This is a genomic window from Mucilaginibacter paludis DSM 18603 (genome assembly GCF_000166195.2).
Taxonomy (GTDB): Bacteria; Bacteroidota; Bacteroidia; order Sphingobacteriales; family Sphingobacteriaceae; genus Mucilaginibacter; species Mucilaginibacter paludis.
In genome coordinates this window covers 746,343-768,149 of record NZ_CM001403.1, presented here as the reverse complement: position 1 = coordinate 768,149, position 21,807 = coordinate 746,343, and the positions used below count along the sequence as shown (strand labels likewise).

25 protein-coding genes are annotated in these 21,807 nt (G+C 41.4%); 10 read left to right on the top strand and 15 right to left on the bottom strand.

The window, feature by feature from the left end:
- The first annotated feature begins 22 nt into the window (after positions 1-22).
- From MUCPA_RS03345 to MUCPA_RS03335, 3 genes are all read left to right on the top strand, one after another.
- The gene (locus MUCPA_RS03345) at positions 23-346 is read left to right on the top strand and encodes a hypothetical protein (protein WP_008503961.1); all 324 of its coding nucleotides are present in this window, start codon (positions 23-25) and stop codon (positions 344-346) included.
- Positions 343-1,245: an IS3 family transposase gene (locus MUCPA_RS03340; RefSeq protein ID WP_008503962.1), complete on the top strand. Its 903-nt coding sequence runs from the start codon at positions 343-345 to the stop codon at positions 1,243-1,245. Before MUCPA_RS03345 ends, MUCPA_RS03340 begins: the two co-directional genes overlap by 4 nt.
- Positions 1,246-1,905: 660 nt before the next feature.
- Entirely contained in the window at positions 1,906-2,181 is a 276-nt protein-coding gene (locus MUCPA_RS03335; protein WP_008504435.1) for a hypothetical protein, read from the top strand.
- Between the two features lie 35 nt (positions 2,182-2,216).
- On the opposite strand, the gene MUCPA_RS03330 is transcribed toward MUCPA_RS03335, so the two are convergent.
- The 5 genes from MUCPA_RS03330 to MUCPA_RS03310 all read right to left on the bottom strand — a co-directional run bounded on the left by MUCPA_RS03330 (position 2,217) and on the right by MUCPA_RS03310 (position 6,914).
- Positions 2,217-3,353 (bottom strand): epoxide hydrolase family protein, encoded by a 1,137-nt coding sequence (locus MUCPA_RS03330; RefSeq protein WP_008504434.1) that lies wholly within the window; start codon positions 3,351-3,353, stop codon positions 2,217-2,219.
- A 45-nt stretch (positions 3,354-3,398) separates the two neighbouring features.
- Positions 3,399-4,793 carry an MFS transporter gene (locus MUCPA_RS03325; protein ID WP_008504433.1) on the bottom strand — a complete coding sequence of 465 codons (1,395 nt, stop codon included), beginning with the start codon at positions 4,791-4,793 and terminating at the stop codon, positions 3,399-3,401.
- Positions 4,790-5,395 carry an isochorismatase family protein gene (locus MUCPA_RS03320; RefSeq protein WP_008504431.1) on the bottom strand — a complete coding sequence of 202 codons (606 nt, stop codon included), beginning with the start codon at positions 5,393-5,395 and terminating at the stop codon, positions 4,790-4,792. Before MUCPA_RS03320 ends, MUCPA_RS03325 begins: the two co-directional genes overlap by 4 nt.
- A 25-nt stretch (positions 5,396-5,420) precedes the next feature.
- On the bottom strand, positions 5,421-5,849 hold the full coding sequence (locus MUCPA_RS03315; RefSeq protein WP_008504430.1) for a MarR family winged helix-turn-helix transcriptional regulator: 429 nt from the start codon (positions 5,847-5,849) through the stop codon (positions 5,421-5,423).
- 273 nt (positions 5,850-6,122) lie between these two features.
- Entirely contained in the window at positions 6,123-6,914 is a 792-nt protein-coding gene (locus MUCPA_RS03310; RefSeq protein WP_008504429.1) for an SDR family oxidoreductase, read from the bottom strand.
- Between the two features lie 151 nt (positions 6,915-7,065).
- Between MUCPA_RS03310 and MUCPA_RS03305 the strand changes: the two genes are divergently transcribed.
- The gene (locus tag MUCPA_RS03305; RefSeq protein ID WP_008504428.1) at positions 7,066-7,437 is read left to right on the top strand and encodes a winged helix-turn-helix transcriptional regulator; all 372 of its coding nucleotides are present in this window, start codon (positions 7,066-7,068) and stop codon (positions 7,435-7,437) included.
- A gap of 488 nt (positions 7,438-7,925) precedes the next feature.
- Here MUCPA_RS03305 and MUCPA_RS03300 read toward each other — a convergent pair whose 3' ends face one another.
- Positions 7,926-8,768, bottom strand: a complete 843-nt coding sequence (locus tag MUCPA_RS03300) for an AraC family transcriptional regulator (RefSeq protein WP_008504427.1) — start codon at positions 8,766-8,768, stop codon at positions 7,926-7,928.
- Between the two features lie 85 nt (positions 8,769-8,853).
- Between MUCPA_RS03300 and MUCPA_RS03295 the strand changes: the two genes are divergently transcribed.
- From MUCPA_RS03295 to MUCPA_RS03275, 5 genes are all read left to right on the top strand, one after another.
- Positions 8,854-9,789 (top strand): NADP-dependent oxidoreductase, encoded by a 936-nt coding sequence (locus MUCPA_RS03295; RefSeq protein WP_040625685.1) that lies wholly within the window; start codon positions 8,854-8,856, stop codon positions 9,787-9,789.
- Between the two features lie 11 nt (positions 9,790-9,800).
- Positions 9,801-10,718: an MBL fold metallo-hydrolase gene (locus tag MUCPA_RS03290; protein ID WP_008504425.1), complete on the top strand. Its 918-nt coding sequence runs from the start codon at positions 9,801-9,803 to the stop codon at positions 10,716-10,718.
- 407 nt (positions 10,719-11,125) lie between these two features.
- Positions 11,126-11,689 (top strand): Crp/Fnr family transcriptional regulator, encoded by a 564-nt coding sequence (locus MUCPA_RS03285; protein ID WP_008504424.1) that lies wholly within the window; start codon positions 11,126-11,128, stop codon positions 11,687-11,689.
- Between the two features lie 74 nt (positions 11,690-11,763).
- Positions 11,764-12,645, top strand: coding sequence for an NmrA family NAD(P)-binding protein (locus MUCPA_RS03280; RefSeq protein ID WP_008504423.1), 882 nt, complete (start codon positions 11,764-11,766; stop codon positions 12,643-12,645).
- 10 nt (positions 12,646-12,655) lie between these two features.
- Positions 12,656-13,582 carry an alpha/beta fold hydrolase gene (locus tag MUCPA_RS03275; RefSeq protein ID WP_008504422.1) on the top strand — a complete coding sequence of 309 codons (927 nt, stop codon included), beginning with the start codon at positions 12,656-12,658 and terminating at the stop codon, positions 13,580-13,582.
- 521 nt (positions 13,583-14,103) lie between these two features.
- Here MUCPA_RS03275 and MUCPA_RS03270 read toward each other — a convergent pair.
- From MUCPA_RS03270 to MUCPA_RS03230, 9 genes are all read right to left on the bottom strand, one after another.
- Positions 14,104-14,763 carry a hypothetical protein gene (locus MUCPA_RS03270; protein ID WP_233276839.1) on the bottom strand — a complete coding sequence of 220 codons (660 nt, stop codon included), beginning with the start codon at positions 14,761-14,763 and terminating at the stop codon, positions 14,104-14,106.
- A gap of 134 nt (positions 14,764-14,897) precedes the next feature.
- On the bottom strand, positions 14,898-15,815 hold the full coding sequence (locus MUCPA_RS03265; RefSeq protein WP_008504420.1) for a helix-turn-helix domain-containing protein: 918 nt from the start codon (positions 15,813-15,815) through the stop codon (positions 14,898-14,900).
- Between the two features lie 8 nt (positions 15,816-15,823).
- Positions 15,824-16,480, bottom strand: coding sequence for an NAD(P)-dependent oxidoreductase (locus MUCPA_RS03260; protein ID WP_008504419.1), 657 nt, complete (start codon positions 16,478-16,480; stop codon positions 15,824-15,826).
- 350 nt (positions 16,481-16,830) lie between these two features.
- Entirely contained in the window at positions 16,831-17,718 is an 888-nt protein-coding gene (locus MUCPA_RS03255; RefSeq protein ID WP_008504418.1) for a helix-turn-helix domain-containing protein, read from the bottom strand.
- Positions 17,719-17,788: 70 nt separating this feature from the next.
- A complete protein-coding gene (locus MUCPA_RS03250; protein ID WP_008504417.1) occupies positions 17,789-18,613 on the bottom strand; it encodes an SDR family NAD(P)-dependent oxidoreductase in 825 nt (274 codons plus the stop codon).
- 281 nt (positions 18,614-18,894) lie between these two features.
- On the bottom strand, positions 18,895-19,242 hold the full coding sequence (locus MUCPA_RS03245; protein WP_233276838.1) for an EthD domain-containing protein: 348 nt from the start codon (positions 19,240-19,242) through the stop codon (positions 18,895-18,897).
- 60 nt (positions 19,243-19,302) lie between these two features.
- Complete coding sequence (locus MUCPA_RS03240) at positions 19,303-19,875, bottom strand: Crp/Fnr family transcriptional regulator (protein WP_008504414.1); 573 nt, start codon at positions 19,873-19,875, stop codon at positions 19,303-19,305.
- A gap of 247 nt (positions 19,876-20,122) precedes the next feature.
- Positions 20,123-20,755 carry a GNAT family N-acetyltransferase gene (locus MUCPA_RS35635; protein WP_008504413.1) on the bottom strand — a complete coding sequence of 211 codons (633 nt, stop codon included), beginning with the start codon at positions 20,753-20,755 and terminating at the stop codon, positions 20,123-20,125.
- A 355-nt stretch (positions 20,756-21,110) separates the two neighbouring features.
- Entirely contained in the window at positions 21,111-21,389 is a 279-nt protein-coding gene (locus tag MUCPA_RS03230; RefSeq protein WP_040625684.1) for an NAD(P)-dependent oxidoreductase, read from the bottom strand.
- A gap of 16 nt (positions 21,390-21,405) precedes the next feature.
- Here MUCPA_RS03230 and MUCPA_RS03225 point away from each other — a divergent pair, with 16 nt between their 5' ends.
- Positions 21,406-21,804, top strand: a complete 399-nt coding sequence (locus MUCPA_RS03225) for a DUF4267 domain-containing protein (RefSeq protein WP_008504412.1) — start codon at positions 21,406-21,408, stop codon at positions 21,802-21,804.
- Positions 21,805-21,807: the final 3 nt, after the last annotated feature.

Here is a 21,807-nt window from a genome sequence, read left to right as displayed (position 1 = left end):
TTACACATTAAATAAACCAAAAATGGAATATAAAAATGTGTCAGCAATCCTTTATGATCATAATGAAGGAGGATTAGGTTACCGTATATTAGCAGCGAAGTACGGAATAAGCCGTGATCAAGTACATCGTATTGTGATGTCAAAACATAATAAGCCAAAAAAAGCCAGAGAAATAGTCCGGGTGGTGAAGGAAGAATTACCGATACCTGATGACATAAATCTACTGAAAAAGGAATTACGCGAGGCGCGGCTAAAGATCGAGTTGCAGGATTTTATGCTCGATATATCCAGTAAGGAGCTCGGCATCGACCTGCGAAAAAAACATGGCACCAGGCAGTCCAAATGAAAATGCAAAGTTGCCCACGCGGTCTTCGTGGGTTTTGCAGACTGCTTGGTCATTCACCGCAGGCGTACTATCAGCACCAGAAATTGTCAGGCAAAAAATCGCTTGAGGAGGACCTGCTTATCCAGCAAGTACTCTATCACCGTACTTTTCAGCCTCGGCTTGGATGCCGGAAACTGCATGTGATGATGGAACCATTTATGGAAGGTCATGACATGTATATATGCAGGGATCTGCTTTTTGACTTGTTGCGGGAAAATGATTTACTGATTGTAAAGAGAAGGCGCAGTCAGCCCCAAACAACAGATTCCAATCACTGGATGAAGAAATATCCCGACCTTATAAAGGACATCAGGTTAAGCCGCGCAGATGAGTTATGGGTAAGTGATATTACCTACATACGTCTGAGAAAGAAGAAGTTCGCTTACCTGAGCCTGATAACGGATGCTTATAGCCGTAAGATTGTTGGCTTCTGTATGCATATTGATTTGTCGGCAGAGGGGCCGCTGACAGCCTTGGAAATGGCGTTAAAAGGGAGGGCAAGCGATAAGCCATTAATACATCATTCCGATCGTGGCTCACAATACTGTAGCGACGGCTATGTAACCTTATTAAAATCTAATACTATCAATATCAGCATGACCCAAAGCGGCAACCCCAAAGACAACGCTATTGCAGAAAGAGTGAACGGGATACTTAAACAGGAGCTGCTTGAAGATGCTTATTCGAATAGTAATCAAGCGCAGTGTTCGGCAAAAATAGCCATCGATATTTACAACCGGATGAGGCCGCACAGCAGCGTGGATATGATGACACCGGAAAAGGCGCACACGCAAACCGGCCCGATCAAGCGCCGGTGGAGAAATCTGCTTAACCATCCGACAGCAAAAGTGATGGCATAGCTTTTAAACAAAAAGAAAGGAGATAACAAAAAGAAAAAAAGAAGCAAAAAAAGAAAAACGTGTTGGAATATGGAAAACTGAAGGAGTTTCCCACATTCCAACACTACAAGCAAACAACAACAGTTATTCTTTATCTTTATAAAACTGTAAACCCATTACAGGACTAAAATAAAGTGTAAACTTGAAACAGGATTAATCAGTAAAATGTGTAAACCTTTTTCAGGACGTGACAATGTGTGTAAAAATCCGGAGGATATGATCTACAGATGCTTACTTTAACATATTGATTTATAGGATTTTATTGGTATGAAAAAGGAAATAACAGTGATGTGGTGTTTCCTTAAGTAGAAGGGACACGCAATTGGTCGACTTTTGTTACTGATGTTGAGGCGATTATAAATGCGAAAAATATAATTGACAGAATTAATGGAATTTAACCCTTTCTCTGGGAGAGCGCAATCGGAAACTTAGTGCCGTTTTTACCTTTTTTGGTGAGATGAAAATTCTTCAGGCATTGATCTGTTTTATTTATCGCCGAAGCCGCCCGGAAAAACCCAGAAAAATTTAATAAAGCGCATAAAAGTACTTAGCTCTTAGCATTAGGCGATTTAAATTTCTTTTATCTTTATTGATTAGATTCTACTTGATACTGATTTACCGATGGACGAAGAAACATTTTTGTTTGATTCAAAAAAGGAAGGATTGGCAAAGGTAATCCTGGCGATTATCCGGTATGCTAAAGTTAATCAAAACCTTTCGCAGGAGGCTTATAACAAAGAGATCAACAGGAAATTAAAACTACCTAAATACAATAGCGACCGCCTGCTATGCTATAGCCTTATCCAGCGGGTGTTCCTTCAGGCCGGGGATGCCAGCACCTTCCACACGAAAGATGCAATTTATCCTGGAAAAATTGTTGAGTACCTTGCGTCGTAACGTTATCTTTCCAGTAAAAGTAACAATATCATGTTTTAAACAACCTGTATTTTAAAAAACTGCCTGATGTCATCACTTAAAATCCGGGGCTGTTCCCAGGCGGCAAAATGGCCACCTGTGGGCGCTTGCGTCCATTGCCGAATGTTGTATCCTCGTTCAACGTAACTGCGCGGAGGTGTAGGCAGTTCCTTAGGGAAACGGATAAAAGCTACCGGTGTGCTAACATATTGTCCCTCCCTGAAAATCAACGTTGGCTGCAATCTGTTTTCCCGGTAAAGGCGTATTGATGAGGGTAGCGTTTGGGTAAACCAGTACAAAGTGATATTGGCCAAAAGTTCATCTTTGGAAAGGACGCTTTCGATATAGCCATCGTGACCGCTCCAAGCATAATTCTTTTCCAGTATCCAGGCCGCTAAGCCTACCGGTGAATCGTTTAAACCGTAGGCCAATGTTTGCGGCTTAGTACCATGCAAATGTGAATAAGCCCCTTCATTTGTCAGCCATTCGTTTAAAGTTTGGCTAAAGGCTATTTCTTCGCTTGTAAAACAATCACCCTTCGGAAGATGCGGCTTATAAGATCCGGGTATGTAATTCAGGTGCAAACCAATTACCGCTTCTGGATGCTGCATGGCAAGGCAGGTTCCTATACCTGCACCAACATCCCCTCCTTGAACAGCGTACCTGGTATAGCCTAAACCGCTCATCAGTTGGTGCCATAATTCGGCGACCCTGGCGCTGTTGCAACCCTTCTGGCCCGGGTTACCTGAAAATCCAAAACCCGGTATCGAGGGTATAACCAGGTCAAATGTCAGCCCATCGCCGTCGATCAAGTACGGAACGATAGTTAACATTTCTAAAAAAGAGCCGGGCCAGCCATGAGTGATGATCATCGGCAGCGACTGCGCGCTCTTCCCTTTGATGTATATAAAATGAATGTCGAAGCCATCTATCTCTGCTATGAAATTCGGGTAGGAGTTTATATGACACTCAACCTGCCTCCAGGAAAATGTTGTTGCCCAGTATGCCGCAAGTTGCTGTAAATAAACCAGACTGGTTCCTGACGACCATCCATCTTCAGGCGAACTATCCGGCCAGCGGGTATGTTCAATGCGGGATTTCAAGTCCGCTAATGAGGCATCAGAAATATGAACTTTAAAAGGGCTGATCTTCATTTTAACTATGGTTGTATAAATTAGATTTATTGTTTTCTTGTTTATTTATGATACGGCACCACGGTAGCCTTTTCCTGCCGACGGTGTTTTTAGTATAAAAAGCGGTATCAGTAACAGCAATAAAATGAAACCGGAGATCAAAGCGAAATATCCAATATGGTGAAAAGCCCTATCAGTTACTCCCTGGTGAAAAATCACCTTTAGTTGACTGCCGGCGAGGATCGCACCGATATAACCTGCAGTCCGGTATAATCCGAATGAAACCCCTTTTTGTTCCAGGGGGGCTTCCCGGTCCAGTAATGATTGGTTGGCGATCATGTTTATACCATCAGCGATACCGACGATCAACAGAAAACCTGTAACGGCCAGCACAGACATTGATTCTTTGAATGATATTACACCCGCGCAGGCGACAAGCATTACTGTAACTCCAAGCACATTTTGCATTACAGGCCTGTTTATCCTGGATACCAGGAGGCCGACCCCTATAGCCATGGCGGTCATAGGCAACATAATCAGACCGCTGCGAGCCGGTCCGATATGTTTAACAGTCTGTATCCATTGCGGAACTGCGTTTAATAAAATATATAGGATATAGTTCGTAGCAAGGGTCCTTACATAGACCAGCGACAATGCAGGTTTACCCACCAATAACCGGATATCAATAAAGGGCTGCTTTTGATGCCATTCCCAAAATATCAGCGATCCAAAAAGCATGGTTGCTCCAGCAGCAGAGAACATCAAAAAATGATGCTCCGTTAGCACATATAGCATAGCGAGCAGAAATGACGTGAATAACAGGACACCCACTAAATCCACCATTTCGACGAAACATTTGCTACGATTTGCCTTCTCGACGGGGAAATCCGGAATGCCGCGTGACAACAGCAGGCCTGCAATAACCCAAGGGATATTAATGAATAATATACCACGCCAACCGAACGCCTGAGAAAGTAAACCGCCCAGGGTTGGGCCCAGAATCATACTTACCTGGCTTGAGACAGCAACGATACCAAGGATATTACCGGGCACGGTTCGATTTTTACCTGCGTACTCCTTGTTGATGAGCGCGATTGCTGAAGGATAGGCAGCAGAAGTCCCAATGCCGAGCACGACCCGCGAAACGATGAGCCAACCTAAATTAGGTGCTGCAATGCCAAGTACTGATGCAAGTAATACCAGGTAAAAGCCAATCGTATTTATTTTCCTGGGGCTGTAAATATCAGCCAGGCGTCCCATGAGCGGCTGGGCAACTGTTGCGGTTACATACAACGACGTGATTAGTACGGCGCCCTCGCCAACACTGATTTTTAACGAGCTGCATAACGTAATCAACGCGGTAGCCAGCATGGTGGAATTCAAGGGGTTTAACATCGTGCTCAATACGAGCGGCAACATAAACCTCCATGGAATACGGTCTTTTTGCAATTCCTTGCTCATGGCATTAATGCATTAACTTTTTCGATAATCGCTATGGTATCACCCACTTCTCCTATACGCGGGAAGATTTTGGTGATGCTGTGTTCATGTGCGGAGCTATGCATATCAGTAATTGCATCATTGGCAAAAGATAGATTGTAACCCAGTTCGCTCGCCTGCCTGGCTGTTCCTTCTACCCCTATGCTGGTTGCTATACCAGCTAAGACTATACCAGTGATATGAAGCCTCTTAAGGAGTTCATGCAATTCCGTATGATAAAAAGCCCCCCAGGTGGTTTTGGTAATGAAAATATCGTCGGGCCTGGTCTCGAGTTCCGGTACAATGTCAAAAAAACCAGCTAACTGCATGGTGGTTCGCGCCTGTATGATCTGGTCTTCACTTTTTGGTGCAGATGGTTCGTCAACTCTGGTCTGTGTCCAGCTTGCACCCAACGGGTTGACTTTTACAATTACTACGGGCAGGTTCTTTGAACGAAACGCCCTGATTAGCTTAATAGAATTGTTAATAATTGCTTCTACAGGATGAACCAAAGGTAAATTGACGATGCCTTTCTGAAGGTCGATTACTACCAGCGCCGTTTTAGGATCTATTTGAGTTATCATATGTTGTTGAGATACTAATTTTTACTTATTGAAAGTCACTTAGTTTTTCAAGCAAGGTGGCGGCTGACACAAGGATTTCCTTTTCCTGATCAGTTAGCAGTTCTGCTATCGCTGAACTTAGCCATCCGTCACGTTCGTATCGGGTTTCTTCTACCAGCACTCTCCCTTGTTCCGTCAGGGAAACTTCAAATTTTCTTTTATCGGTCTGTGACCTGATTTTCAGGATAATTCCGCTGGCCTCAAGACGGGAAATGATTTCCGACATAGATTGTCCTTTAATCTTAATCAGCTCCGCCAATTCTGAGGGGGGAAGTGATTCGGTGTTATAGAGATAGGATAAAGTATCTATTTCAGACATAGATAAGCTTCCTGCGGCGTTCATCTGTTTACGTAATCTTTTATTGATTTTGGATATAGCCGACCTTAAAGTTGATGCAATTTGCTTGTTTTTCATAATGCAAAGGTAACCTTATAAGGTTACCTTTGCAAATTCAAAATGATTTTTTTCCCTTGATAATGAGTAGTTATACTATTGAAAGCAGATTCTTGAATTGATGGGCGGGTTCCGCGGACTCGGTATGCTTATTTTCTATTGTGTCTAAAAAATCATAGTTACTCGCTGCCATTCAAAAAAAAGATTGGGGAACAGCGTGGATAATTGACAGGCATGCTGCAATCATTCATAGGTAATTCAGCGTCACCTATAAATAATCGTATCGGCCAATTATTATAATGGGATATTACCACCGTCTATCAAATAATTTGCACCAGTTAAATAAGAAGCTTTTGGTGAGACTAAAAAGCAAACAAGTTCCGCAACCTCCGTAGGTTCTGCCATTCGTCCCATCGGTATGCCGCCAATCTTGTCCATCATTGTCTGAGTCATCTGTTCTACCGAGATACCTGCATTATTAGCATAGCCGTTTAAAAATGCCTCCATGCCTTCGGTTTTAACAGGTCCTGGCGAAACGGTCAATACTCTTATGCCTTTATTGGCAACTTCGTTAGATAGCGATTTGCTGTATGTGTTCAGAGCTGACTTTGCCACGCCATAGACCAAATTAGCCTCCCACTGCGGTACCAGGCCGCTGGTGGAGGATATATGAATTATTACACCGTCTTTTTGCGCAGTCATCAATGGTAATAAGAGTCTGTCCAGACGAACTGCGGATAGTAGATTAACCTGTAGGTCCTTTTCCCAATGTTCATCAGTTAACACACTGTATCCACCCCCGGGACTGTTCAGTCCGCCGACGTTATTTATTAAAATGTCAACTTTACCAAATTTATCCACGATTTCTTTTACTAAAGCTTCGGTGTCTTGAGCATTAGATATATCTCCAGCAAGAAAGTGGTGTTCCGGATTAGGTTTTTGGCCGTGATTCCTGGCTACCACGATAACTTTCGCGCCTGCCTGCGTTAACTTGTCAGCAATTGCCTTACCTATACCTTTTGTTCCACCTGTTACAAGCGCAATTTTACCTTTAAGTTCGTTGTTGTAATTCTGTTCGTTTTGCATTGAAAATATTTTTATTGTTAGTTAAGCTTTTTAAGTTTCTTTCAATTACTAATCTGAATTTTTCGAAACTTTTAGTGTTTTATTTTATACAAAATTAACTGCTATTACTTTACTTTTGCTATGCGTTACCTTAAGGATAGTGACTATTAATATGGAAATTCAAGAATGTGAAGCCGACTTGTATGATCAGAACATGTTAGCTTTAAAAGATGCGATTGAGTTATTAAGTGGTAAATGGAAATTTTGCATTTTGCTGAATCTATACAATTTCGGCACCATGCGATTCAAAGATTTACAAGAAACGGCAGGAGGAATAACTCCAAAAGTACTTTCAAAAGAACTACAGCAACTGGAGGAGAATTTACTTATCACACGAACCGTGAACAGCACAAAACCAGTGACCGTTTCTTATGCTATTACCAGTCACGCTATAGAAACCCAACCAGTAATTAATTCCTTAATTGAGTTCGGTTTGAAACATAGAACAAAAATTAAGCAAAATAACAATCGGGATAAGCCTTAGATGTTTATGGTGTCATCACTTTGGTGATTTTTGGAGAGCGAGGAACGCTGACGGTTCACCTTTGAATACCTGCAACATCGAATCGCCAACGCAAGGATTCATACTCTTGTATTTACCTGATTAACTACGAATTAATGAGCAAAAAATGGGCAAGAGACCGAATTTTCGTGCTTGCCCACTATGGCTCCTGAGAGTGGGCAGAATTCGAACCGTTTTTTAGAAAATCTTAAAGTTATTAGTAGCCTATATGTTTTATAATTGGTTCAATATCTGTTTGGTTACTAAATAAAAGGGACTTTTCTGTGCTGTAAAAGCCTTTTTTAGTGGATCACATCACAGAATTACAATTTGTTATCTAAGGTTGATTTGATTTTTAAATTTGTAACCATTGAATCCAAAATCGCCAATTTCTTCTTATTCGATTTGTCAATAATGCTCGGATGAAAAGGCTTTGCATTCTTCATCCGAGTAAATTGACACATTGTGTATTACTTGAGTCGCACCGATTCCCGGTACGCACTTAAATTCTTTCCTTTCTGTTTTTTAAAAAACTTGTTTAAATGACTGATATCCGTGAAACCAAATTCCTCGGCGATTTCGTTGATCCGTTTGTCGCTAAACTTTAGTCGGTGTTCAATAAGCTTGATTTTATACTTCGTAATGTAACCCTGCATCGTTTCATGGGTGTGCTTTTTAAAATACCGACCAAGGTAAGCATTGGAAACCCCGAAAATATGACCGATATTCTCTGTCTTTAGCTTTTCCGGGTAATAAATATGCTGTTGTATGTATTGAAGAATATCAACGGTCTTTTCATCAGTATTTACCGTTACCTGATCAGGAAGTGATTTGGCAATATTACGTGCCACCACGATGATCAGCGTATTCACTAACTGATGGATCAGCTCCTGGTTGTACACATCGCGGTTACTATACTCTCTGAAAATGGCTTCTATCATCGGGTTCACCAGGGATTTATCCACAATATTCCGAAGGATGCAGCCTGGCCGGTGATTAGCATTTTGCAGTATATATTCCAGTCGCCTGATGTTGTCTGTTCCCAACCCACCTGTCTTCAGATAAATATCATTGAACTGGAGGAAGAAAAAATCCGTTGTTGATTCGATATCAAAAGAATGGCAGTCATCCGGTGAGAGCAGAAATAAATGCCCCGGTTTATAGTTGAAGTGGCTGTTATTGATGCATTGCCTGCCATTACCCGATCTGATATACACCAATTCAAAAAAAGTATGCTTATGCTCAGGCTTAGGGCAAACGTCAAGCGTAGCAAAATTAATCGCGTAAGATTCGTAGAGATTTTCCCGTGTCATGCGTCAAATATACCACTATATAGAAAATATGTACCGCTTTAATTTTGTTTAAATGGTATATGTTTGCGCAGTAAAACATATGATAATGAAAGCAATAATTTTATCTGAACCGGGTTCGATCAATAATTTAACTATACGGGAGATTCCGTTACCGGAAATTAATCCCGGAGAAGTGCTGATCAAAGTAAAAGCAATTGGTATCAATCCGGTGGATGCCAAAACCCGCAGCGGCGGCGGTGTGTATAAAATGCTGAGTAAAGAAACATCACTGATACTTGGTTGGGATATTTCCGGGGAGATTGCAGCTTCCAGATCAGACGTTTTTAAAGTTGGCGATCAGGTGTTTGGTATGGTTAATTTCCCTGGTGCAGGAAAGGCTTATGCGGAATATGTAGCGGCTCCTGATACGCACCTCGCATTAAAACCAGAAAATATCTCCTATGAGGAAGCAGCCGCAGCTACACTTGCCCCCCTAACCGCTTTACAAGTACTCAGAAACGAAGCGGCTATTAAACCTGGCGACCGGGTGCTGATCCACGCTGCCTCCGGTGGCGTAGGGCACTATGCCATACAAATCGCAAAGCACCTGGGCGCTTATGTTATCGGCACTTCTTCGGCTGCCAACAGGGATTTTATATTCTCGTTAGGTGCGGATGAACATATCGACTACAACTCGCAAACTTTACAGGAAGCATCTGACAATGTTGATTTCGTGCTGGATAGTTTAGGAGTAGACGCTATTATAAGATCCCTTGAGGTGATAAAAAAAGGTGGAAAGCTTATCTCGATCGTTACACAAATGACTGAAGATATCCATAAAAAGGCAGATCAAAAGAACATTAGTACCGCTTTCTATCTGGTGCAGTCTAACGGAAATGATATGAATACGCTGGCGGGCTGGCTTAAAACCGGTGTATTAAAATCCCATGTTTCTAATGTCCTTCCGTTCGAACATATGGCAAAAGCCCACAAGCAAATAGAAAGCGGCAGAACCGTTGATAAAATCGTAGTCACTATTTAATTATAATAATCATGAAAAATTTTATAAAAATCGCTCTGCTGGTATCAATCATCGGCCCATTCTTCATAAACAATAAGCTGTATGCACAAAGTTTTTACCGTATGAAACTTGGCGACTTTGAAGTTGTCGCTTTATTAGATGGCGCTGTGCCGCAAAATCTTGATCAATTGCTGAAGGGAACAAAGCCCGGTGCAATCAGCAAAATGATGGCAAAGCATTCGCAAACTGCTATCATGAATTGCAGTGTCAATGCTTACCTGATTAACACAGGCGATAAACTCGTTCTGATAGATGCCGGAACAGGTGATGCTTACGGTCCGTCGTTGGGACACCTAACTGAAGGTTTGCGGAAGGCGGGTTACCAGCCCGGGCAAATCAACGCTGTTTTACTTACCCATACGCACATGGATCACATCGGCGGACTAATGACAGGTGATAAACTTACTTTTCCTAATGCGCAGATTTATCTGAGCAAGGCTGAAGGTGATTATTATTTGAATCCGACGAACCGGGAAAAGGCCCCGGAGGCAATGAAGCGGTTTTTTGATGGTGCCGCGCAAAAGTTAAATCCAATAATTAAAGCGGGAAAACTGACCACTTTTGAATTTGGAAAGGAATTATTTCCGGGGATAACACCAATAGCCAGTTTTGGACACAGCGCAGGTCACACTTTTTATGCTGTCAAAAGTAAAGGGGAAAAAATGCTTTTCTGGGGCGATATCATTTTGTCGGATATCATTCAGTTCGCAAACCCTACGGTAACCAGTGTTTACGATTATAATGAATTAAACGGTACTTCTACTCGTGAAAAAGCTTTGAAAGAGGCGGCCAAAGAGCATTACTGGATAGCTGTTGCACACATTGATTTTCCCGGAATCGGCCATCTTGTTAAGGCTGATACTGGTTACCGGTTTGTTGCCGTTAATTAAACGGTGGTTTTTACTGATTCCCATTGTTTATAACAAAGCTAAGCAGTATACGCATATCTTCCCTCTGACAGGTATTTTCATCGGATTATTGCCAAAAATGGAAATGCGAAAAAATAAATTAGTTATATTTATTCCAAGTCCTCTTAGTTTTAAGAGGACTTTTATTTTGTCCTGAGGCTGGGCAGAATTCGAACCATTTAATAGAACAGGCAAAGTTGCTCAATAACTTAGGAGGATATAAAATGCTTTAATAATGGAGTGTTGCCTCTGCTTATGGCGAAGAATTACTTGAGTCGTTGACCAGTGTAAAAGTCATTGATTTATAAATAACGCAATTATAGTTTGCGCTCGTTTTCCTCAATCTAAAAAACAGCTGGTTAAATTTACTATAATTGCTAAACGATCAAATGAAAGAACTGTCAGATTTTATAAAATCCAGGGTTACCATTAATGGTGCTGACCTGGATTTTATTGTAACCTGTTTCAAATTAAAACAGGTTAAGAAAGGCCAGCTTAATTTAAAGCGGGGGCAAATTGCTTATCAATATTTTTATATCAAGTCGGGTGCCCTCCGTTTCTTTTTTGGCGAATTTGACGAGCAGTTAACTGCCTGGGTGGTTTTCCAGGATGAATTTTTTACCGAGATTTCAAGCCTCAATCCGCAAAAGCCGACCAGGTTCAATATTGAGGCTATAGAAGATACAGAATTGCTTTACATAGATAAACCGGATATGGAAAAACTTTACAGGGAATTTCCTGTCTGGCAGGAGTTTGGCCGGGTAACCTGGGAAGCGATGGCAGTGCGCATGATAGATCAGATCATCAGTTTTCAAACCTTATCTGCCGAAGAGCGCTATCTGGAATTTATGGCAAAATCGGAACTGATCAAAAGGGTTCCTGTTAAACAAATCGCCTCTTACCTGGGCATCACACCCAATGCGTTGAGCAGGATCAGAAAAAATATCAAGTAATTCGATTATCTACCAAATGGTAGTTTTTACAGCCGGTTTCGTCTATAAGTTTGCATCATTAACAAACGATGCAAATGAAGAATTTAATATTGGTAGCAGGAGCTACAGGTAATCTCGGTCATAAAATATGCCGGGAATTAACCAAACTAAACGTTCCCATCCGGGCGATTGTTCGTGAAGGAAGCGACCCTGAAAAAATACAGGCACTTGAACAATTAGGTGTAGATATTTTTAAGGTTGATATGTCTAATGAGCAGGAATTGATTGGTGCTTGCCATGATGTTTCCTGCATAGTATCTGCAGTAGCAGGCCTGCATGCGGTGATTGTAGATGTGCAAACTAAGCTTTTGAATGCCGCAGTTACTGCGGGAGTTCCCCGATTTATACCTTCCGATTTTTCAACTGATTTTACGACAATGCCTGATGGAGCTAACAGGAATTTTGATTTGCGGAAAGAATTTGAAGCAATACTGGATAGCGCGCCGATTAAGGCAACATCCATATTTAACGGCGCTTTCGCTGACATCCTGCGTTACAACATCCCCCTCTTTAACACAAAGGAAAAAACCATCGCTTATTACGACGATAAAGCCGACTGGAAAATCGATTTTACAACAATGAATGATACTGCAGCCTTCACCGCAAGGGCGGCACTGGATGATAACACCCCAAGGTATTTAAGGATAGCCAGCTTTCAGGTTAGTCCCAATGACCTGGTTAGTTTAAGCGAAAAACATAAAGGGTCAAAGTTTCAATTGGTTCACATGGGGTCTATGGAAAATTTTTCTGCTTATAACAAGGCACAGCGGGCGGCCGATCCTGAAGGTGAAAATAAGTTATACCCTAAATGGCAGCAAGCGCAATATCTGTACAGCATGTTTTTGGTGCATCACTCCGCATTAAATAATGACAGATACGAAGGTATAAACTGGTCACCGGTCGAGCATAATATATAAAACAATTATAATGGAAAACGAAAAAACAAATACTGCCGATCCATACTCGGATACGGAACTCATTAAACAATGGCCGGGATTTGAAAACAGATACACAACCGTTAACGGTGTGGAATTACATTATGTGGAAGGCGGTTCAGGACTACCTTTAATTTGTCTTCCGGGATGGCCGCAAACATGGTATTCTTTTAAAAATGTAGCGCCTAAATTAGCAGAAAAATACCGTGTGATCGTTGTAGACATCCGCGGTATGGGTACATCAGCCAAACCGGAAACAGGCTACGATAAAAAAACAATGGCTGTGGATATATACCATTTGATCAGCTATTTGAAACTTCCAAAAGTACACCTGCTTGGCCATGACATAGGAGGTATGGTGGCTATGAGCGTAGCTTTCAACTATCCCGATGTGGTGCAGAAACTTATTGTGATGGATGGCGCGCACCCGAGCGAGGGAATGATGCGAATGCCCCTGATACCGCCCTTGGGAACTTTTACTAATAAAATGCACGGCGATGCACCTTATGCCTGGTGGATGAGCTTTAATCAGGTTAAAGGATTGCCAGAAAAATTATTGGAAGGCCGCTTCAATTACTTACTGGACTGGTTGTTTGATTTTGTGATGATTGACGAAAAAAAGATCTCGGCTTTTGAGAAAGAGGTTTATGCAGCCGCTTATAATACAGCCGATAGCATTCGCGCTTCCAATGGCTGGTATCAAACTTTCACACAAGATATTGAAGATGGGAAAACTTATCAGCAACTCAACATGCCGGTTTTAGGGATTGCAAGCAATGTAAGTTATACTTACATGAAAATGGGCTTGCCTTATGTTGCCAAAGATTGTGAAGTGGTAGGACTGCTGGATAGCGGGCACTATATGAATGAAGAAGCGCCTGAAAAGGTGATTGACACCGTTACTGATTTTCTTCAATGATGATGAGCCGATGTCATCTAATTTAGACAGGCATCGGCTATTTATATCATAATTTAATTGAATGAGAAGTTATATCATAACTATCAAATAATTACCGAAATTCCGAGGGGGAAGTTCGTCTTGATTTTATAATATACTGAAAGATTGCAGCTATTTAAACCATATTCAAAGGAATTCACTAATAGATAAACTGGTAGTCGATAATATCTGATAACGCAAAATGTCGTGATTATTTGCGTGTTATCTACATCCTGAGGCTGGGCTCGAACTAACAACCTCTGATTAACAGCGATATTTAAGGTTTGCAAATACGTGACAAAACATTTCTTAGACCTGATAAAGCATTTAATGTAAATGGGATATGTGAGGATACCATCAGATGGTTAGTCAGACGATTAGAACCCAGCCTGGGAAAGTAAAATAAGATTGAGCTTATTAATTGGTTGCTTGAATTCGCAGGAAAGATACATGTTCACTTTATTAGAGAGCTGAACACATTTCATGTGAGACGGTAATACGAATTAGGATCTATAAGGAATTAAAGGTTTACCAGCTGTTGCCCGGACGAGCGAAAAAACAGCTAAAACTCCATAAGCCAGGCTTAAAATTATTACCGCCGGGATACTTCTGAAAACATAGTAGCTTAGCAGCGGCAGTATTTGTAATGCGTGGATTCCAATAAAGTGAGCAATTCTTAAATCTCCATACTTTGTACTCCAATGGGTTACCGGCAATGCCGGACCTCCTTCAGGGCCTCCTATGGTATGGGACTGCCTTGAACCCATCGATGCACCCTGAAAAGCAAAAACGACAAAAAGGAAAATACTGAGCCGGATACTCAAAACATAATAACCGGGTAAATCGGGAAAATCTGTACTGCAAAAAAGTAAACCTATATAAGCTGTCCACAGGGTCACCACTACAGCAGATACAATCATCAGGAACAATAAAAACCCATAAAATGGCGTGCTGGAATTGTAATGGGATAATTGCCCCCGCCCGGCCTGAACGGCTATGTACAGCTCAAGAAACCCTAAGAGTATAATGACCATCCAGCTGTATGAGCTAACAGCATTTGAAATAGGTAGGTAACCTGTAAAGTATCCCATAGTCCAGGCGAATATGCCGATGGATAGGAAAAATTTAAAAGGTTTATACCAGGCATTTGCTCCTCTCACCATGGTCTGCGAAACTTGCGCTAATAACAGACAGATTGCCCCGGCAATAAAATCACAATACCCAAATACAAAAAGCGGTTTATTGGTGGATTGTAAGAATTCAATAAAGTGTATCATTGTTCCTAATACCTATCCGATTAATTAAAAGATTGCCTGAATTCCATTGGTGATACTTTAGTTTTGGATTTGAACAGCTTACTGAATGATTGTAAATGCTCAAATCCCAGTGCATAGGCAATTTCGCTCACGGTTAAGTTTGTTGTCGATAGTTTTTCCTTTGCAATAGCTATTACCTTATTATGAATATGTTGCTGTGTGTTGAGGCCGGTCTGCGACTTGAGCATTTCGCCCAGGTAACCTGGTGATAAGTTTAGCTGGCCCGCGATATATGCTACAGTCGGCAGCCCTTTTTCATTGATCGAATCACCGTTGAAGTAATTATCAAGAACCTTTTCCAGTTTGTCAAGAGTTTTATGGTTGCTGATTTTCCTGGTGATGAACTGGCGCTGATAGAAGCGCTCTGAATAATTCAGCAATACTTCAAGTTGGGCGATAATGATGTCCTGGCTGAATTTGTCTATGCTGGAATGGTATTCATGTTCGATATTGCTGATCACACCGGTGATAATGTGTTCTTCTTTTTCAGAGATGTATAAAGCTTCATTTACTGCGTAATCAAAAAATTTATAATTCTTGATGTTTTTGGCCAGGGGTGTATTCCAGATGAAATCGGGGTGGATCACAATCAGCCATCCGGATGGCTGGGAATCTTCATTATTGTATGCTATAGTAAAGACCTGGTTGGGCGACATAAAAGAAATGATGCCCTGGTCAAAATCATATTCTTGTTGTCCGTACCTGAAGCTGGCATCGATTGTAAAATTCAATGCGATCAAATAAAAATCAAATATCAGGCTGATCGTTCCATAGCCCGGAACACGTTTGATGTCCGCTAAATTAATGACGCTGATCAAGGGGTGCTCAGGCTTTGATAGCCCGAGTGCCTGATGATACTGACTGATGGTACTGATACGTTCCGGATGGATATTTGCCATTGTTAATATTATTTTACATAATAGCTCAAATCACAGCTATGTATAGCGGAATCATCTTTTAAAAGTTCATAATTATATCTGGCACAATCCGCAAAAGTCGCTATACTGAATTTAGTTTTGGATCGTCTTAATGTTCCTTTGGAATTACCGTCGCCAGCTATACCTGCCCGGTGTACCATCCACTCGATATCAGCTGCCTCCTCTACCAGATATTTGACCACCGCTTCATTATCGCGGTGTTGTCCAATAAGTCCCGCAAATCGTACTAACGTCTGTTTTAACAACCAAAACATTAAAGGTAAACTTTTTTTATAAGGCCGGGTAAAGCCCCCTGCCTGATAAAGCAAACGCCTTATACCGTTGCGGCGCATTGCCGGAATTAGTTTTTCAACAAATATGGCGTTAACGTTTTCTGTCTTTTGTAATTCAGCGTCGCCTAACATACAAATCACAAAGTCCACGCCGCTAAGAAGTTTATCAAAATCCTGGTAATCAAGCACAGAGCCCTTGATCAGTTTCAAATCAGAGTTTTTTGTGTCGACTTTTTCAGGGTTACGGACCAGGGCTGTTACTTTATGACCCTCATTAAGCGCGATTGAAACAAAATGTCTGCCGGTTCTACCTGTCGCGCCAAATACGAGATAAGTGTATTTTGAACTTGTCATTTTAATATTTATAAGTAGTTGAGCATTATTTGTTATTTACAATACTTTGTAAGTCAAATGTCCGGCTAAATAATAAAGTTAATTTAGCCAAACTTCAGAATATGTTAGCCTAAATACAGTTATACCAATTTTTTCGTAATTTGGAATTGATACTTGACTGTAAACTGTTTTATTCCGGTGAAGCACATTATGCCAAAGGGTAAAGTCAGACTGGCAAATTGCTGGTTAGTTGAGCAAATTGTTATTTTGAGCAATTGGGCTCGTCCTGGTTTTATTTGCCTGCCGGAATCAGGTGGTCAATATCAGCGGAATGTCCACTTTTAGGTCAACTATTCAGCACTAAAATATAATTAGTTTAAGTGCTGTCCTCTAAACAGGCTTGGACTTATGCCCGTTTCTTTTTTAAATAATCGGGAAAAGTAAGGTGGGTTTTCGTAGCCCAGCAAATTGGCTATTTCATTAATCGTGAGATCGCCCTGGTTAAGCAAATTCTTAGCTTCTGTAACCAGGAAATTCTGTATCAGGTCCATTGCAGTCTTCCCTGTTTCCTGTTTTAACAGGTCGCTCAGGTAGCGCGGAGACAAATGCAGTTCGTCAGCAAACATGGCTGCCGTCGGTAGCCCTTTTTTCTGGAGTAGTCCCTGTTCAAAGTAGTTAGCCAATGCCTTATTGAATTTGGTGACTGTTGTGCCAGATAGCATGAAACGATTTATGAATTGCCGCTTATAAAAACGAAGAGAATATTTCAGGATGGATTCAATATGCCCAAGTATGATATCACGGGAAAATTCATCCTGGTTATTATGATATTCAATTGCAATTTTTTCGTACAAATCCCATATAATTTTTTGCTCTTTTGGCGAAATGTGCAACGCTTCATTAAGTTCGTAATTAAAATAGCTATACTTCTTTATCTCCATATGGAGCGGATGACCGCTCAGGTAATCTTCATGAAACCAGATTTCAAATCCCTTACCCTCAAGGGAAATATCTTTCATATGAATCACCTGCTGCGGCTTTAAGAAATACATCGAGCCGCTCTGGTGATCGTAACGGGTTTTCCCATACCTGATCTCTCCCGAACTTAATTTTTTTAAAGCGATAATATAGAAATCGGTGGTTACTTCGTAGCTGGTCACGCTTCTTAGCGGATTACAAGTAAATAGTGTGAGCAAAGGATGCTCAGGCTCCGGGTAATTATTACAACGATGAAGATCGCTCAGACTTTTGAAGTGCATTGCTATCGAATTACAATCACCCCTGCGCTTCAGGGGTGATTAATAAGTGAATTTACGAATAATCGACTAGTTAATTGCCATGCGCCTTAACCGATACCTCATTCCATTCTTCCCAGCTTGCCAGGCGCTCTGCATATATTTCCTTTGCTAAGGGAAGTGCCTTTTTTCCAAGGAACAGTCTTAACGGAGGATTTGGCGTATCCACTAACTTTAATATGGCCCCGGCGGTGGCTTTGGGATCTCCATAGGCATCCGGAGCAACTAAATTGGGATCGGCGTACAACGCGGCTTTCATTTTGTCGTAGGCGGCAATAGATTTACTTTGTACCGACGACGCATTAAACTCGGTCGCGAATCCATTTGGCTCAACAAGTGTGATATTTATTCCGAGGCCTTTTACTTCCAATGCGAGGGCCTCGCTAAATCCTTCGACAGCAAATTTACTGGCGCTATAAATGCCAACTGTAGGAAATGTATAAATACCCATAGCGCTTGATACCTGTAAGACATGGCCAGTTCCCTGAGCCCTCATTACCGGCAATGCTGCCTGTGTAATCCATAACGTTCCAAAAAGATTGGAATCAATAATATCCCTGGCTTCTTGTTCTCCCAATTCTTCCACGGTGCCGAACACGCCTTTACCTGCATTATTAATAACGACATCAACACGGCCGAAATGATCATTTGCTTTAGCTATAGCTTCAAAACACGCAGTTCGGTTAGTGATTTCCAATTCCAACGGCAACAGTGCACTTCCATATTTATGTACCAATTCCTGTAATCCGCTCAAATCTCTTGAAGTAGCAACCACTTTGTCACCCCGATCCAAAAAGGCTTCTGCCCATATTTTTCCCAATCCCCGGGATGCACCCGTAATAAAAATTATTTTTGACATTGCTTATTGTTTATAAGGCAAAGTTATTGCGATCACCTCCTGCGACACCTATACATAATAGCGGAATAACGATACATTTTTACAAAAATTAACAAGCTTTAGCGCTAAATGTGTCCATTACCCGAAAAGCGGTTAATAATGATCTGTTACAAAAGCAGGAGGAAGCACTGGAGGTGTTTCAATGATAACGGAGCCTTAAATAAGGGGATTCCGACTGTACAATACCCGGCAGACTAACTACCTTCCCCGCACTATTTAAGCGATATGGTCAAAAATTTGACTTATATAACGACATGCTCAGTCGATATTAAAAAGCTGCAGCCATGCAAGTCAAGAAATTTCTCTTCATCCGGCCTGATCAATTCCATGTAATCTTTAGCACCAAAAACTTTTTCGATGGACGCTGCATTATCAAACCATATCTCTGTGATCCCATCATATTCCGGAGGCGGCAGTCCCGGAAGCGTTACCTGTAACGAATGACATTGTATGTAACGGAGGACATATTGCTTTACCTCTGGTAGCGAAGCAAACAAAGCCGCGTGATTATTTTTATGATAAGAAACAAAGTCTTCGTGACTGGTTCCGGGACGCCTGCGTAGCAGGATAGTGAATTTAATCATGGTCATATTTTTTTATCAAATATGGCCCATCGTTACCCGCTATAACGTTGACTTGGGTTAAGAAAATTATTTATAATGCAGCCGCTTGCGCAGCCTGCTTAATGATTCCGGCTTTACACCCAGGTAAGATGACATGTGAAACTGCGATATTTGATTAAACAGTTCCGGGCGGGTCGATAAAAGATGCTCGTAACGTTGCTGTGGCGACATAAATTGGAACATTTCTACACGTTCGTTCAATTGCAAATACACCCGCTCAGCCACAAGACGGCCAAACTTTGCCCAGGCGGGAGATCTTGCGTAAAGCCGTTGAACTTCTTTGAAAGAAAATGTCAGCACTTCTGAGTCTTGCATGGCCTGCCAGTAATAACGCGAAGGCATCTGGGTAAGAAAACTCTGGAAATCGACTATGAAGTTATCCGCTCCTGTGAACCGGTTATTGATTTCATTGCCTTCCAGATCAACATAAAACATGCGGAAGAACCCTTTGGTAACAAAACAAATACTTTTGCAAATATCACCTTGTTCCAATAGATTGCCCTTCTTTTTTACCGATACCTTAATTCCCGGTTTTAAAAGGTCGAGATCTTCGGGGGACATGGGTGAGATTTCATTGATAACGGCTTTAAGTCTTTCCATTGACGACGATTTGTTTCGTTTCTGCTAAAATCAAAGTTACTTAACAGAAAAGCGAAGTTGTGCAGGTCCACAATGTTTTTATAAGCATCGTAAGCCAAGAAACCATTAAATAGTCAAATCAATACCAAACTTATTCTATGGAGCTATTTTTCAGACTCGGTTGGAACAGTAGAGCAGGTAATTAATACCATTGCAGAGCAGACGGAGGTGTTTTTATTTGAAATATTTGATGCGGCGTTTGAAAACTTCAGGGTAGCAACGAACTGACCGGTTTACGCATCAGCACCCAATATGATGCATTGGTATTGGGTTCATCAACTTTGGCTGTTATTTGATAGCCTAAACGCTGATAAAACGGGAGGCTTTTGGGATTGAAGGTCTCCAGGTAGGTCGGTTTCATTAGACGATCTGTATCCTGTAAAACACCACGTACCAGCGCCGATCCCAGCCCTTGTCCCTGGCGGGCAGGATTCACACCGAGAATAGAGAGGTACCAGGCATCATCAGGGATTGATTGCTGTACCTTATCCGCCATAAAAGCATTGATTAGGTCGTAAATATGGAGTGAATGTTTTCCGATGTTTTGCCTGATAAAAGATTTCTTAGCCAGTTTTTTTGCTGTTTCAGCGGATTCATCCATAGGCCGAGCCCAGATGGAAACTCCGTTAGGGTCACCGTCTGGGATAAATAACCTGCCGTATTGAGTTGCCTCCTGCATGGAGTAGTCGAGGTATTTTAACAATGCAGTTTTTTTAGCTGCTTCTCCCGCTAACGGTTTTAACAACGCAATATAAAAAGGGTCATCGCTTAGTGAGTTATATAAGGATTCCGCAAGCGCTGCATACTTAAAAACGTAACCTGGTGAGATCTCTTTATTCATTATGGCGATTTTATCGTGTGGGAGCACAAAGTTAGCATTACGATCGCCTTCAGGTGAACGCAACAGAAAGTGTCATCACTTTTTTGACATATTCGTGGCTATACTCCGCTGTTGATTGTTGCGTTCATGACTTAACAGACTATAATTTTGGCGCAAAGACCTTTCTCCAATTCCAATAACTCACTCGGAAATCGTTGATACAACAACGTTAACGAATTATTTTTTTTGCGATATAAGATTTAAACGAAGTACCACAGATATGATCTTAGCGTCTTAACAATTTAAAAAAGCTATTTAGACGATTAAATTAATTGCTTTCTAATGAGTTTTGTAATTCGGCCATCCGATCAAATCATTATTCATTGTCGGGTGAATGGCCGATGCTAAACTGTTGGTTTAAAAATCGCTTGTTTTTGATTTCGTCAACCAGAGCAGCGGCATAATCTACATAAGAAATTTTGCTGTCGCCATGCACATCAAAAACCAAATTAGTGGTTACGAGCCTGTATTCACCCGTGCGCTCACCTGGTTCTATATGATTAGCCGGGGCCGTAAAAGAATTACCACGCAAAATTAATTTGTTAACCCAGGTGCATGAACGCCCGCTGCTGCAGGGATAATTTTGTATCAACATTTAAAAACAAATTATCATGACAACAAAAATTTCTTATGCAATCGCATTTTTACTGGGACTGGGAATGGTGTTCCTGGGAGCCCGCTTTTTTTCCTCTCCTGAAGTGGCAACAGCCGCATTCGGCATCCGCTTTAATTCAAATGGCGACTATTCTTTTCATCACATCAAAGGTATCAGGGATATATTTTCCGGGATCTTGTTGTGCGCTTTAGTTTTGATGAAAGAACGCCGGGCCCTGGGCGTAATGTTAGTAGTCGCAACCATCATCCCTGTTTCCGATATGATTACTGTGCTCGAAAAAAGTTATACCAGTGTGCCACAGGCGATACCGCATATTGTAGCGACTATTATTTGTTCAGTAGTCGGCATACTGTTACTGACCGCTAAACCTCAAATAAAAACACCATCAAAGTAAAAA

Excerpts from the sequence above, each read along its gene's own strand:
- MUCPA_RS03255 (WP_008504418.1), bottom strand. The coding sequence starts at position 17,718 with ATGCACTTCAAAAGTCTGAGCGATCTTCATCGTTGTAATAATTACCCG.
- MUCPA_RS03250 (WP_008504417.1), bottom strand. The coding sequence starts at position 18,613 with ATGTCAAAAATAATTTTTATTACGGGTGCATCCCGGGGATTGGGAAAA.
- MUCPA_RS03300 (WP_008504427.1), bottom strand. The coding sequence starts at position 8,768 with ATGACACGGGAAAATCTCTACGAATCTTACGCGATTAATTTTGCTACG.
- MUCPA_RS03310 (WP_008504429.1), bottom strand. The coding sequence starts at position 6,914 with ATGCAAAACGAACAGAATTACAACAACGAACTTAAAGGTAAAATTGCG.
- MUCPA_RS35635 (WP_008504413.1), bottom strand. The coding sequence starts at position 20,755 with ATGAATAAAGAGATCTCACCAGGTTACGTTTTTAAGTATGCAGCGCTT.
- MUCPA_RS03225 (WP_008504412.1), top strand. The coding sequence starts at position 21,406 with ATGACAACAAAAATTTCTTATGCAATCGCATTTTTACTGGGACTGGGA.
- MUCPA_RS03270 (WP_233276839.1), bottom strand. The coding sequence starts at position 14,763 with ATGGTGAGAGGAGCAAATGCCTGGTATAAACCTTTTAAATTTTTCCTA.
- MUCPA_RS03280 (WP_008504423.1), top strand. The coding sequence starts at position 11,764 with ATGAAGAATTTAATATTGGTAGCAGGAGCTACAGGTAATCTCGGTCAT.
- MUCPA_RS03325 (WP_008504433.1), bottom strand. The coding sequence starts at position 4,793 with ATGAGCAAGGAATTGCAAAAAGACCGTATTCCATGGAGGTTTATGTTG.
- MUCPA_RS03345 (WP_008503961.1), top strand. The coding sequence starts at position 23 with ATGGAATATAAAAATGTGTCAGCAATCCTTTATGATCATAATGAAGGA.
- MUCPA_RS03320 (WP_008504431.1), bottom strand. The coding sequence starts at position 5,395 with ATGATAACTCAAATAGATCCTAAAACGGCGCTGGTAGTAATCGACCTT.
- MUCPA_RS03335 (WP_008504435.1), top strand. The coding sequence starts at position 1,906 with ATGGACGAAGAAACATTTTTGTTTGATTCAAAAAAGGAAGGATTGGCA.
- MUCPA_RS03265 (WP_008504420.1), bottom strand. The coding sequence starts at position 15,815 with ATGGCAAATATCCATCCGGAACGTATCAGTACCATCAGTCAGTATCAT.
- MUCPA_RS03285 (WP_008504424.1), top strand. The coding sequence starts at position 11,126 with ATGAAAGAACTGTCAGATTTTATAAAATCCAGGGTTACCATTAATGGT.
- MUCPA_RS03275 (WP_008504422.1), top strand. The coding sequence starts at position 12,656 with ATGGAAAACGAAAAAACAAATACTGCCGATCCATACTCGGATACGGAA.
- MUCPA_RS03260 (WP_008504419.1), bottom strand. The coding sequence starts at position 16,480 with ATGACAAGTTCAAAATACACTTATCTCGTATTTGGCGCGACAGGTAGA.
- MUCPA_RS03315 (WP_008504430.1), bottom strand. The coding sequence starts at position 5,849 with ATGAAAAACAAGCAAATTGCATCAACTTTAAGGTCGGCTATATCCAAA.
- MUCPA_RS03295 (WP_040625685.1), top strand. The coding sequence starts at position 8,854 with ATGAAAGCAATAATTTTATCTGAACCGGGTTCGATCAATAATTTAACT.
- MUCPA_RS03305 (WP_008504428.1), top strand. The coding sequence starts at position 7,066 with ATGGAAATTCAAGAATGTGAAGCCGACTTGTATGATCAGAACATGTTA.
- MUCPA_RS03230 (WP_040625684.1), bottom strand. The coding sequence starts at position 21,389 with ATGTTGATACAAAATTATCCCTGCAGCAGCGGGCGTTCATGCACCTGG.
- MUCPA_RS03340 (WP_008503962.1), top strand. The coding sequence starts at position 343 with ATGAAAATGCAAAGTTGCCCACGCGGTCTTCGTGGGTTTTGCAGACTG.
- MUCPA_RS03290 (WP_008504425.1), top strand. The coding sequence starts at position 9,801 with ATGAAAAATTTTATAAAAATCGCTCTGCTGGTATCAATCATCGGCCCA.
- MUCPA_RS03240 (WP_008504414.1), bottom strand. The coding sequence starts at position 19,875 with ATGGAAAGACTTAAAGCCGTTATCAATGAAATCTCACCCATGTCCCCC.
- MUCPA_RS03245 (WP_233276838.1), bottom strand. The coding sequence starts at position 19,242 with ATGACCATGATTAAATTCACTATCCTGCTACGCAGGCGTCCCGGAACC.
- MUCPA_RS03330 (WP_008504434.1), bottom strand. The coding sequence starts at position 3,353 with ATGAAGATCAGCCCTTTTAAAGTTCATATTTCTGATGCCTCATTAGCG.